Source organism: Streptomyces sp. NPDC046831 (genome assembly GCF_040645305.1).
Lineage (GTDB): Bacteria > Actinomycetota > Actinomycetes > Streptomycetales > Streptomycetaceae > Streptomyces.
Map to the genome: position 1 here is coordinate 1 of NZ_JBEYXZ010000054.1, position 12,916 is coordinate 12,916.

6 protein-coding genes are annotated in these 12,916 nt (G+C 72.7%); 2 read left to right on the top strand and 4 right to left on the bottom strand.

Annotated elements, in window-relative coordinates; genetic code table 11:
- Window positions 1-156: 156 nt before the first annotated feature.
- The 3 genes from ABZ920_RS29215 to ABZ920_RS29225 form a co-directional block, all read right to left on the bottom strand.
- Complete coding sequence (locus tag ABZ920_RS29215; RefSeq protein WP_361511406.1) at window positions 157-5,091, bottom strand: NAD-glutamate dehydrogenase; 4,935 nt, start codon at window positions 5,089-5,091, stop codon at window positions 157-159.
- Window positions 5,092-5,700: 609 nt separating this feature from the next.
- Complete coding sequence (locus ABZ920_RS29220) at window positions 5,701-6,369, bottom strand: HAD family hydrolase (protein WP_361511409.1); 669 nt, start codon at window positions 6,367-6,369, stop codon at window positions 5,701-5,703.
- 92 nt (window positions 6,370-6,461) lie between these two features.
- Window positions 6,462-6,977 (bottom strand): hypothetical protein, encoded by a 516-nt coding sequence (locus tag ABZ920_RS29225; RefSeq protein WP_361511412.1) that lies wholly within the window; start codon window positions 6,975-6,977, stop codon window positions 6,462-6,464.
- A 328-nt stretch (window positions 6,978-7,305) separates the two neighbouring features.
- Here ABZ920_RS29225 and ABZ920_RS29230 point away from each other — a divergent pair, with 328 nt between their 5' ends.
- Window positions 7,306-8,142, top strand: coding sequence for an Rv3235 family protein (locus ABZ920_RS29230; RefSeq protein WP_361511415.1), 837 nt, complete (start codon window positions 7,306-7,308; stop codon window positions 8,140-8,142).
- 937 nt (window positions 8,143-9,079) lie between these two features.
- On the opposite strand, the gene secA is transcribed toward ABZ920_RS29230, so the two are convergent.
- Window positions 9,080-11,896 carry a preprotein translocase subunit SecA gene (secA, locus tag ABZ920_RS29235; protein ID WP_361511418.1) on the bottom strand — a complete coding sequence of 939 codons (2,817 nt, stop codon included), beginning with the start codon at window positions 11,894-11,896 and terminating at the stop codon, window positions 9,080-9,082.
- 270 nt (window positions 11,897-12,166) lie between these two features.
- On the opposite strand from secA, the gene ABZ920_RS29240 reads away from it, so the two are divergent.
- Window positions 12,167-12,736: a GNAT family N-acetyltransferase gene (locus ABZ920_RS29240; protein WP_361511421.1), complete on the top strand. Its 570-nt coding sequence runs from the start codon at window positions 12,167-12,169 to the stop codon at window positions 12,734-12,736.
- Window positions 12,737-12,916: the final 180 nt, after the last annotated feature.

The window sequence follows — 12,916 nt, forward strand, 5'->3', positions numbered from 1 at the left end:
CGACCCGTTTCTCCGTGCTCGACCGCTCACGCGTCCGGGAGGGGCACCCGGACGCCGAGGCGCTGCGGGACACCGTGCGGCTGGCGCAGGAGGTGCCGGGCCGTACCGGCCCGGGGCGCCCCCTGTGCTGCGCGGTCCCCGAGGGGACCCCCCGTGCTAGGAGTGCGTCCGCAGCAGCGTGCGCATCGTCCGCATCGCCACCGACAGGTTGGCGAGGTCGAACTCGTCCGACCCGCGGATCTCCTCCAGGGTCGTCCGCGCCCGGGACAGGAGCGGCGCGTTCTTCTGCTCCCAGACCTTGAAGCGCTGCTCGGGCGTGGAGCTGCCGTTGCCCGCGGCGAGGACGTCCGCCGTCAGGGCCGCGTGGGCCGCGTACAGGTCCTCCCGGATCGCCGCCCGGGCCATGGACTGCCAGCGGTCGGCGCGCGGCAGCTCGATGATGCGGTCCATCAGCTGGGTGATGCTGAGGCGGTCGGCGAGGTCGTAGTACACCTCGGCGACGTCCATCGGCTCCCTGTCCATGCGGTCGGCCACCGAGACGATGTCGAGCGTCGGGAAGGCGGAGGAGAACCCGGCCACCTGCGTGGCCAGTTCGTCCGGGACGCCGGCCGCGGACAGCTCGTCGTACACCTGCTCGTACCACTCCAGGTCCGCGCCGCGCAGCAGCTTCGGCAGCTCGGACCAGACCTGCTCCACGCGCTCGGCGAAGAACGCGACCGTCTCGCCGAGCTCCAGCGGCTGCGGCCGGTTGTTGAGCAGCCAGCGCGTGCCGCGCTCGACCAGCCGGCGCGAGTGCAGGCGGATCCTGGTCTGGACGGCCGCGTCGACCTTGTTGTCCAGCGCCTCGACCGCGTCCCACACCGGCGCCGAGCGGAAGATCGCGCGGGCCGCGGTCTGCGTCCGGACGATCTCCTCCAGCGAGGCCCCGGTCTCCTCCCGCAGGCGGTGCAGGTAGGTCGTACCGCCCGTGTTGACCGTGTCGTTGACCAGCACGGTCGTGGTGATCTCCCGGCGCAGCGGGTGGCTGTCGATCTGCTCGGCGAACTGCTCGCGCAGCGCCGCCGGGAAGTACGTGTGCAGCAGGCCGCGCAGGTACGGGTCGTCCGGCAGCGACGTCGCCAGCAGCTCCTCGGCGACCGTGATCTTGGTGTACGCCAGCAGCACGGCCGTCTCGGGACCGGTCAGGCCGTGACCGGCGGCCAGCCGCTCACGGATCTGCCGGTCGGTGGGCAGGAACTCCAGCGCCCGGTCCAGGTGGCCCTCGCGGACCAGGTGGCGGATGAAGCGCTGCTGGGCGTTGAGCATGTCCTTGGACTGGGCGAGCGCGTTGGCGATCGCCGTGTTCTGCGCGTAGTTGTTGCGCAGGACCAGATGGCCGACCTCGTCGGTCATCTCGGCGAGCAGCTTGTTGCGCTGCTTGACGGTCATGTCGCCCTCGGTGACCAGGCGGTTGAGCAGGATCTTGATGTTCACCTCGTGGTCGGAGGTGTCCACGCCCGCGCTGTTGTCGATGGCGTCGGTGTTGACCTTGCCGCCGGCCTGCGCGAACTCGATCCGGCCGAGCTGGGTGAGGCCCAGGTTGCCGCCCTCGCCGACGACCTTGACGCGCAGGTCCTTGCCGTCCACGCGGATGGCGTCGTTGGCCTTGTCGCCGACGTCGGCGTGGGACTCGGTGCTGGCCTTGACGTAGGTGCCGATGCCGCCGTTCCACAGCAGGTCCACCGGGGCCTGGAGGATCGCCCGCATCAGGTCGGCCGGGGTCAGCTTGGTGACGCCCGACTCGATGCCGAGGGCCTCGCGGATGTGCGCGTTGACCGGGATGGCCTTCGCGGTCCGCGGGAACACCCCGCCGCCGGGCGACAGCAGCCCGGTGTCGTAGTCCTCCCACGACGACCGCGGCAGCTCGAACAGGCGGCGGCGCTCGGCGTAGGAGGTGGCCGCGTCCGGGTCGGGGTCGATGAAGATGTGCCGGTGGTCGAAGGCGGCGACCAGGCGGATGTGCTCGGACAGCAGCATGCCGTTGCCGAAGACGTCGCCGGACATGTCGCCGATGCCGACGACCGTGAAGTCCTCCGCCTGGGTGTCGACGCCCAGCTCCCGGAAGTGCCGCTTCACGGACTCCCAGGCACCGCGGGCGGTGATGCCCATGCCCTTGTGGTCGTAGCCCGCCGAGCCGCCGGAGGCGAAGGCGTCGCCGAGCCAGAAGTCGTACGACTGGGCGACCTCGTTGGCGATGTCGGAGAACGTCGCCGTGCCCTTGTCGGCGGCGACGACGAGGTAGGTGTCGTCGCCGTCGTGCCGGACGACGTCCCGCGGCGGCACGACCTCGCCGGCGACCAGGTTGTCGGTGATGTCGAGCAGCGCCGAGATGAAGGTCTTGTAGCTCGCGACGCCCTCCGCCAGCCACGCGTCCCGGTCCACGCCCGGGTCGGGCAGCTGCTTGGCGACGAAACCGCCCTTGGCCCCGACCGGCACGATCACGGTGTTCTTCACCATCTGTGCCTTGACCAGGCCGAGGATCTCCGTGCGGAAGTCCTCGCGGCGGTCGGACCAGCGCAGCCCGCCTCGGGCGACTTTACCGAAGCGCAGGTGCACGCCCTCGACGCGCGGCGCGTACACCCAGATCTCGAACGCCGGGCGCGGCGCCGGCAGGTCCGGGATGGCCTGCGGGTCGAACTTCATGGACACGTAGTCGTGCGGACCGCCCCCGGCGGCCTCCTGGAAGAAGTTCGTGCGCAGGGTCGCCCTGATGACCGTCAGGAAGGACCGCAGGATCCGGTCCTCGTCGAGGGAGGCCACCTGGTCGAGGGCCGCGTCGACCTCCTCCAGCAGGGCGTCCACGAGCTCGTGCCCGGCGCGCTGCCGGTCCGGCGACATCCGCGCCTCGAACAGGGAGACGAGCAGACGGGTGGTGTGGACGTTGTTGCGGAGGGTGTCCTCCATGTAGTCCTGGCTGAAGGTGGAGCCCGCCTGGCGCAGGTACTTGGCGTACGCGCGCAGCACCATCGCCTGCCGCCAGGTCAGCCCGGCGCTCAGCACCAGGGCGTTGAAGCCGTCGTTCTCCGCCTTGCCGGTCCAGGTGGCGGCGAAGGCGTCCTGGAACCGCTCGCGGGCGTCGTCGCCCCGGTAGTCGACGCCGCCGGACGTCGGCTTCGGCATGCGCAGACCGAAGTCGTAGATCCACGCCGTCGTCCGGTCGGAGCAGCGCAGCTCGTACGGCCGCTCGTCGGTGACCTCCACGCCGAGCCGGCTGAGCACCGGCAGGACGGCGGACAGCGAGACCGAGCCGCCCTTCTGGTAGATCTTGAAGCGGCGCTCCTCCGGCGCGGCGCCCACCGGCTCGTACAGGCTGAGCGCGAACGTCCTGTCCTCGCCCAGCCGCTCCAGGTGGATCAGGTCCGCGACCGCGGCGCGCGGGGAGTGGTCGGCCTTGTAGCCCTCGGGGAAGGCGTGGTTGTAGCGGCGCAGCAGCTCGGCGGCGTGCTCCTCGCCCAGTTCCGCGTTGAGCGCCTCGGCGAAGCCGTCGGCCCAGGAGCGGGCGGCCTCGACCAGGCGGGCCTCGATGCGCTCCTTGTCGGCGTCGGACAGCTGCGGCAGCTCGGTGCCCTGCGGGACGCGGACGACGAAGTGCAGCCGGGACAGGATCGACTCGGTGTTCCAGGCGGTGAAGTCGACGCTGGTGCCGCCCAGTTCCTCCTTGAGGATGTCGATGATCCGCAGGCGCACGCCGGTGGTGTAGCGGTCGCGGGGCAGGTAGACCAGGGCGGAGTAGTAGCGCCCGTACTCGTCCTGGCGCAGGTACAGGCGCAGCCGCCGGCGCTCCTGGAGGTACAGCACGGAGGTGGCGATGGACTGCAGCTCGTCGGCCGGCGTCTGGAACAGCTCGTCGCGCGGGTAGGTCTCGAGAATCTGCAGCAGGTCGCGTCCGTCGTGGCTGTTGGGCGAGAAGCCCGCCAGGTCGAGCACCTCGTCGACCTTGCGCCGGATGACCGGGACCCGCCGCACCGACTCGGTGTACGCGGCGGAGGAGAACAGGCCGAGGAAGCGGCGCTCGCCGACGACCTCGCCGTTCTCGTCGAACTTCTTGACCCCGATGTAGTCCAGGTACGACGGCCGGTGCACGGTGGCCCGGCTGTTGGCCTTGGTCAGGACGAGGAGCCGGTGCTCGCGGGCCTTGGCGCGGGCGTCGGCGGGCAGCCGCTCGAAGGACGGGCTGACCGGGTGGCTGTCCTCACCGCCGTGGTGCGGGTCCGCGCGCAGTATGCCGAGACCGGTGCCCGGCACGGCGGCCAGCACGTCCTCCCCGCGCAGCTGGTACTCGCGGTAGCCGAGGAACGTGAAGTGGTCGTCGGCCAGCCAGCGCAGCAGCTCCCGGGCCTCCTCCGCCTCCTGCGGGCGCAGGTCGCCCGGCATGGGCTCCCCGGGCAGCGCCTCGGCCAGGCGGACCGCCGCGTCGCGCATCTTCTCCCAGTCCTCGACGGCCTCGCGGACGTCGGACAGGACGCGCAGCAGGTCGGCGGTGATCTGCTTGAGGTCGCCGCGGTCGGTCTCACGGTCGATCTCGACGTGGATCCAGGACTCGGTGTGCGCGTCGTGCGGCAGCTGCCCGCCGGCGGGCGGCTTCGGCAGGATCTCCAGGAGCTTGCCGGTGAGGTCGCGCCGGACCACGAACTGCGGGTGGACGACGACGTGGATGCCGCGTCCCTGCCGCGTCAGCTCGTTGGTGACGGAGTCGACGAGGAAGGGCATGTCGTCGGTGACGACCTCGACCACGGAGTGGCTGCACGTCCAGCCGTTCTCCTCGACGGTCGGGGTGTGGACCCGCACGTTCGCCGTGCCCTGGGGACGGCTCTCCGCCAGGCGGTAGTGGGAGAAGGCGGCGCCGAAGACGTCGACCGGGTCGCGGTCGGCGAGGTCCTCGGGGGCCGTGTGCAGGTAGTAACGCCGGAGGAACGCGAGCAGGGTGTCCCGGTCCGGCACGCCCTCACTCGTCGACCCGGTCGGTAGGTACCCCCCGACCGGGCTGTTCTCAGCTACCCGGGCGGCCCTTTCGAGCAACTCGGCCTTGGCTTCGTCCAGCTTGGTCTGCATTGTCCTCTGGCTCCTGTCGCGCGCCGTTGCGTGACGTAGAAGGAAGTTCGGTCTCTTGCCTGCCGACGTGACGCCACGACACGGGGTGTCCGGTCTGTTCCGACGCTATGCCGCAAGGGGAGATGAGCGGGGGGATATCGGCCAATGTCGACACGCCCGAGGGGTGTGACACTGCTCTCGGCGGCGCCGGTGCCCGGGATCCGTTCGGCGTCCCGGGGGCCGTCGGGGCCACCTTCCGCCCGCGAGGATCAGCTATCGCCGCCCGGCCACGGATGTCCTCCGTGCTCACCGGGCGCAGGGCGAAGGCGACGGTGCCTCCGCGAGCTATCGCGCTGATCACGCCCACAAGGCTATCGCTCGGAACAGGGCTTCCGTCATGAGCCGTATGTGTACAAAACAGAGGGCGGAACTTTGACGTTCTGCACAGGAGTGGCACACGCTCCGGCAGCGTATCCGGGGCCGGTGCGCCCGCTGGTGCGGCTGTGCCGGATGCGACGCCGCGGCCGCCGCGGCGTCCGGGTGGGTGGCCGGATCACATGTCCGCCCGCGCGCCGGGCCGCCCCGGCGCGCGGAGCCGGACGGCCCGTGGGACGCCGGCCCGCCGGACCGTCACGCCGCCAGCCGCTCCGCCTCCGCCACGGCCTCCGCCAGCGTGTCCACCACCGGCACTCCCGCCTCCTCCAGGCTGGCCCGGCTGTGCGAACCGCCGGTGTACAGCACCGCCCGGGCACCCACGTGCAGCGCGGCCAGCGCGTCGTCCGCCGCGTCCCCGATCACGACCGTGCGCTCGGGGTGCACGGCACCCGCCAGCGCACCGAGGTGGCGCACCATGTGCTCGGCCTTGCTGCCGCCGGACGGCCCGGTCCGCCCGTCGACGCGTATGAAGTGGGCCTCGATCCCGAATCCGCGTACCAGCGGGACCAGCTCCTCGTGCCCGTACATGCTGAGGATCGACTGGCTGTGCCCGGCGGACCGCCACCCCGCGAGCAGCTCCACCGCTCCCTCGGCCAGCCCGCAGCGCACCCGGTGCTCGGCGTAGTAGCGGTGGAAGACCGCGTCCATGAGCTCCCACTCGGCGCCGGTGGGCAGGCGCCCGAGCAGCCGCTCGTAGAACTTCGGCACGGGCACGCAGTACAGCGCGCGGTACTGCTCCAGCGTGATCGGCTCCAGGCCGAGCTCGCCGAACGCCGCGTTCGTCGCCCCGATGACCGCCTCGTTGTCGTGGAACAGCGTGCCGTTCCAGTCCCAGACGATGTGCGCCCCTGACTGCTTTCCCATGCCGAAGAACGTACCCGCTGCCACTGACATCGAAGAGAACAGCAGGTCAACCCGGCGGGCGGGCTGTCGCGGGCCTCGCCGCGCCGCGCCTCTCAGGCGCCGGGCCCCACCAGGTTCGGGATCTCCTGCGTGGCGAACCACAGCAGTTCGTGGTCCTCGGCCCCGTCCACGGCGAACTGCGCGTCCTCGTCGCCCGCGTCCGCCGCCGCCAGCGCCCCGGCCGCCGCCGCCACGTCCGCCTCCGCGTCCTCGGCGTCCACGTGCACCGCGGCCGCCTTCGCGAGCGGCACGGACCCGGCCACCCGGACCTCGCCCAGCGCCGCCGGGTCGAGGCCGCGGTCGGGGTCCGGCGCCGCGGCGCCGTCCGCCACGTCCACGGCGACCACGACGCGGCGCCGCGGGGCGTCCGGGTCCGCCGCCAGCAGGCGCAGCGAGGCGAGGGCGGCCCGGCTCAGCGCGGCGTACTCCAGCTCCTCGATGTCGTCGGAGAGGTACCACTCGCGCAGGGCGGGCGTGACGGCGTACGCGGCGAACGGCCCGGTCCCCAGCTCACCGGTCCTGTGCGCCTCGGCGAGACCGGGGAGGGTCAGGGGGACGTACACGCGCATGGCTGGCCGCTTTCGTGGTCGGTGGGCTCCGCGGGGCCCGGGACCGGCGCTGCCGCGCCACCCGGACGGCCTTCAGGATACGTGCGGGCGTCCCCTTTCGAGGCTCCGGCAGCCCCCCGTGCGACGTCCACCCCGCGCCTCCCGCGTCACCCGGTGCGCCCCTGTCCTGCCGGGGTTTCCGGCCCCCGCCACCACTCGGATAGGTGAACTTCTCCGGCCTCCGGCGCGGGCCGCGTCCTGCTTGCCGCCGCCGTGCCGGGCCCCGTACAAGATCCCCGACCGCGAAGTTACCGCCCGGTACTCACCGGGGACTCCGAACGGGGAACACATGCACAAGGTCATGACCAGGGCCCAGCGCCGTCCCGGCACGCACCCGCCGGGCCGCCAGGACGCCCGCCGTCCCGGCGGCACCCCGCCCCGCCCGCCCGGCGGGACCCTCCTCCGCGCGCCGGCCGACGGCCGTCCTCCGGGCCCGCCCGGGGGCGGAAGCCCGGCCCAGCGGGGACCGGCCGACGGCCGCCCACCGACAGCCCCGGCCCGCCCCACCACCACCCCGCGCCCCGGCACGACCGGCCACCACCCGGCACCCGGCCACCCGGCGGCCCCGCTCCCGGCCCAGACCGACACGACAAGCAACCAGCCCACCGGATCCGGCAGCGGGGCAGGCTTATCCACCAGGTCCGGCAGGCCCGGGCCGACGACCGCCGCCGCGCCCGCCCGACGTCCGGCTCCGCCCTCGCGACCGGACTCCCGGACGCACGGCGACGGGACGGCCGCCGCCGCCCGCGTGGTGGCCGCCCAGGCCGCTCCGCGGCCCCTGCCGCACCCGGCCACCACCGACCTCTTCGCCGAGCGCCTTCTCGCCGTCCTCAGCGGGCAGCGGCCCGTCCACTGGATGCTGCGGCACACCGCCGGACGCGCCTACGACGAGCTCGCCCGGCTCGCCGAGCGCGGCCCCCTGCGCACCCGCGGCGCCCGCCCCGTCGTCCGCGACATCGGCTACTACGAACCCCGCCCCGGCGCCCTGGAGGCCTTCGCCCGCATCGGCGCCGGAGACCGGCTGCGCGCCATGGCGTTCCGCCTGGAACAGGGCCGCGACCTGCGCTGGCGCTGCACGGCGGTGGAACTGGGCGGCCCCCGCGTCTCCCGCACCGACGACGACTAGCCCCCGGAGACTCCGAGACGGCAGCCGAACCGGCCAGGCAAGGGCGGACCCGAGGCGGGGCCAGGCAGGGAGGAGGTGGCAACCGCCGCCCCGGCCAGGCGCAAGTGGCCGCCGTACGCAAGCCCCGAGGCGTGTGGCGGCCGCAGCGCGAGGTCCCTGCCCGGACAGGTGGTTGCCGCCCCCGCGCCCAGGCAGGGCGGAGGCCGCAGGGCCGGCCCCGGGGCCGACCCGGGCCCGTCGGCCCCCGCCCTGCCAGAGTCCACGACCGCGGACCGGAACCTGGCCTCCGCCCCATTGGGCCGACCTGATGCCGATACCCACGCATCAGGCGGGTCGGGGGGCGAGGCCCGAAGGCCAGGGGCCCGGAAGCGGTGACGCGGGCAGCGTCCGCCGCAGGCCCCGTCTCCGTGCGGGGCGCCGGCGCGCCCGGAGCGTGGGCCGGGGCCGGTGTGCCGGTGAGACCAGCGCCGGAAGGCCGGGGCCGGCGCCCGAAGGCCGGGGCCGGCGCCGGAAAGCCGAGGCCGGCGCCGGAAAGCCGGGGCCGGGGCCGGGGCCGGAAAGCCGGGGCCGGCGCCAGAAGGCGGGCGCCACAGGGCCGGGGCCGGAAGGCCAAGGCCGGAAGGCCAAGGCCGGAAGGCCAAGGCCGGAAGGCCAAGGCCGGAAGGCCAAGGCCGGCGCCGGAAGGCCGGGGCCGGAAGGCCGGGGCCGGAAGGCCAAGGCCGGGGCCGGAAGGCCAAGGCCGGGGCCGGAAGGCCAAGGCCGGGGCCGGAAGGCCAAGGCCGGGGCCGGAAGGCCAAGGCCACCGCAGGCCCGCTCCCTCCCCGGGGCCCGCACGCGCGGCACCGCGCGGCCGAGTCGCGCCCGGAGAACCGGCAGGGCCGGGCACCCCTGGGGGTGCCCGGCCCTGCACGGCCTGTCGCTCCTCGCGGAGCCGCCGTCACTTCTTGCGGCGGCGCCCCGCGGCCTTGGCCTGCTTGCGGCGCTCCGCGCGCGTGAGGCCGTCCGCCTCCGAGCGGACCGGCTCGCCGTCGGTGGCGAACTCGCCCTCGACGACACCGCCCTCGCCGTCCACGGTGGGCGCGGAGAAGTGCAGGTCGCGCCGCTGCGGGACGTCGAGCCCCTTGGCGCGGATCTCCGGGCGCGCGCCCGCCTGCGCCGGCACGGCGTCCTGGACGCCCTGCGCCACCGGCTGGGCCTCCTCCACCGGGACCTCCTCGACCTGCTGCTCGACCTGGACCTCCAGGTTGAACAGGTAGCCGACGGACTCCTCCTTGATGCCCTCCATCATGGCCTGGAACATGTCGAAGCCCTCGCGCTGGTACTCGACCAGCGGGTCCTTCTGCGCCATGGCGCGCAGGCCGATGCCCTCCTGGAGGTAGTCCATCTCGTACAGGTGCTCGCGCCACTTGCGGTCGAGGACCGACAGCACGACCCGGCGCTCCAGCTCGCGCATGATCTCGGAGCCGAGCTGCGCCTCGCGGGCCGCGTACTGCTCGCGGATGTCGTCCTTGATGGAGTCGGCGATGAACTCGGCCGTCAGACCGGCCCGGTCGCCGGCCGCCTCCTCCAGCTCCTCGATGGTGACCTTCACCGGGTAGAGCTGCCTGAAGGCGCCCCACAGCCGGTCGAGGTCCCAGTCCTCCGGGAAGCCCTCGGCGGTCTCGGCCTGGACGTAGGCGTCGATCGTGTCGTCCATGAAGTGCTGGACCTGCTCGTGCAGGTCCTCGCCCTCGAGGACGCGGCGGCGCTCGCCGTAGATGACCTCGCGCTGACGGTTGAGCACCTCGTCGTACTTCAGGACGTTCTTACGGGTCTCGAAGTTCTGCTGCTCGACCTGCGACTGGGCGGAGGCGATCGCACGCGTGACCATCTTGTTCTCGATCGGCACGTCGTCCGGGACGTTCGCCATCGACATCACGCGCTCGACCATCTGGGCCTTGAACAGCCGCATCAGGTCGTCGCCGAGCGACAGGTAGAAGCGGGACTCGCCTGGGTCGCCCTGACGGCCGGAACGACCGCGCAACTGGTTGTCGATCCGGCGCGACTCGTGCCGCTCGGTGCCGAGGACGTAGAGGCCGCCGAGCTTCTCGACCTCCTCCTTCTCCGCCTTCACGGCCTCCTCGGCCCGCTTGAGCGCCTCGGGCAGGGCGTGCGCCCACTCCTCGATGTGCTCCTCCGGGTCGAGGCCGCGCTGGCGCAGCTCCGCCTCGGCGAGGTCCTCGGGGTTGCCGCCGAGCTTGATGTCCGTACCGCGGCCCGCCATGTTCGTCGCGACCGTCACGGCGCCCTTGCGGCCCGCCTGGGCGACGATGCTCGCCTCGCGCTCGTGGTGCTTGGCGTTGAGCACCTCGTGCTGGATGCCGCGCTTGCTCAACTGCTGCGAGAGGTACTCGGACTTCTCGACCGAGGTGGTGCCGACCAGGATCGGCTGGCCCTTCTCGTGCTTCTCGGCGATGTCGTCGACGACCGCCTCGAACTTCGCGACCTCGGTGCGGTAGATCAGGTCCGACTGGTCCTTGCGGACCATCGGGCGGTTGGTCGGGATCGGGACCACGCCGAGCTTGTAGATCTGGTGGAACTCGGCGGCCTCGGTCATCGCCGTACCGGTCATGCCGGAGAGCTTGTTGTAGAGGCGGAAGAAGTTCTGCAGGGTGATCGTGGCGAGCGTCTGGTTCTCGTCCTTGATGTCCACCCCCTCCTTCGCCTCGATCGCCTGGTGCATGCCCTCGTTGTAGCGGCGGCCGGCGAGGATACGGCCGGTGTGCTCGTCGACGATCATGACCTCGCCGTCGATGACGACGTAGTCCTTGTCGCGCTTGAAGAGCTCCTTGGCCTTGATGGCGTTGTTGAGGTAGCCCACCAGCGGGGTGTTCACCGACTCGTAGAGGTTGTCGATGCCCAGCCAGTCCTCGACCTTGGTGACGCCGGCCTCGTGGATGGCGACCGTGCGCTTCTTCTCGTCGACGTCGTAGTCGCCGGTCTCCTCGACGCCCTTGAGCGGGTTGCCCGCCTCGCCGCGCTTGAGGCGCGTCACCAGCTTGGCGAAGTCGCCGTACCACTTGGTGGCCTGGTCGGCCGGACCGGAGATGATCAGCGGCGTACGGGCCTCGTCGACGAGGATGGAGTCGACCTCGTCGACGATGGCGAAGTTGTGCCCGCGCTGGACGAGCTCGTCCTTCGACCAGGCCATGTTGTCGCGCAGGTAGTCGAAGCCGAACTCGTTGTTCGTGCCGTACGTGATGTCGCAGGCGTACTGCTCGCGGCGCTGGGCCGGCGTCATGTTCGCGAGGATGCAGCCCACGGACAGGCCGAGGAACTTGTGGACGCGGCCCATCATCTCGGAGTCGCGCTCGGCCAGGTAGTCGTTGACCGTGACGATGTGGACGCCGTCGCCGGAGATGGCGTTCAGGTACGCGGGCAGGGTGCCGACCAGCGTCTTGCCCTCGCCGGTCTTCATCTCGGCCACGTAGCCCATGTGCAGGGCGGCGCCGCCCATCATCTGGACGTCGTAGTGCCGCTGTCCGAGGACACGCTTGGCGGCCTCGCGGACCGTTGCGAAGGCCTCGGGCAGCAGGTCGTCCAGGCTCTCGCCGTCGGCGTACCGCTGCCGGTACTCGTCGGTGAGGGCCCGCAGCTCGGCGTCGGAGAGGTCGACGAAGTCCTCTTCGATGGAGTTGACCTGGTCCGCGATGCGGTGCAGCTTGCGCAGGATCTTGCCTTCGCCTGCACGCATGATCTTGGAGAGGACGGACACGGGGGTTGGTCTCCTTGCCGGTCGGGCCTGGGACGGTCGGTTTCCATTTGACGTACTGAGCAACGGCCATCGTATGCGAGGACCCCGTCGGGCCGGGAGGGCCTGCCGTGACGGCGGTCCTTCTCGTGCCGCGCGTCGCCTTCAAGGAGGACAACGGACCAGGGGCGCGGATGGTGCCGCCTCCGTGCGGCGAATTGCGCGTATTGTGACGGCCGACTCACCGACGGCACATCGATGGACCCCGGGAGATCCCCGCAGCAGAATCGCCCGATGGAACCCGTCACCCTCACCACCGAGCGCCTCCTGCTGCGCACCGTCGGCCCGCGCGACGCCGACGCGGTGTACGCCGCCGCGCAGGACCCGGAGATCCAGCGCTGGACCACGATCCCCTCCCCCTACCGTCCGGAGCACGCCCGCGGCTTCACGGACCAGATCGTCCCGGAGGGCTGGGCGAGCGGTTCGGTGTTCACCTTCGGCGTCTTCCTGCCCGCGGGCGAGCTGGCGGGCATGCTCGGCCTCACGATGCGCTCCCTCGGCGAGGGCGAGATCGGCTTCTGGGCCGCCAAGGAGCACCGCGGCCGCGGCCTCGTCACCGAGGCGGTCCTCGCCGCCGCGCGCTGGGCCTTCACCGAGGTGCCGTTGGACCGCGTCGAGTGGCGTGCCGAGGTGGGCAACCACGCCTCCCGGGCCGTGGCCGAACGCGCGGGTTTCACGATCGAGGGCACCCTGCGTTCCGCGCTGAACAACAAGGGCGTCCGGCGGGACTGCTGGGTCGGCTCACTGCTGCCGTCCGACCTGGGCCTGCCCTCGGCGGCGCCGTACCTGCCGGCCCCGCGCTGAGCCCGGCCCGCGCCGCCCGACCGGCGTGGCCCGGGCGGGCGTGGCGCGGACCGGCACGGGGCGGGCCGGCGCGGACCGGCACGGGGCGGGCCGGCGGACGCGGGCCGACGGGCTTGGGCCGGCGCGGCGCGGGCCGACGCGGCGCGGGCCGACGCGGCGCGGGCCGACGCGGCGCGGGCC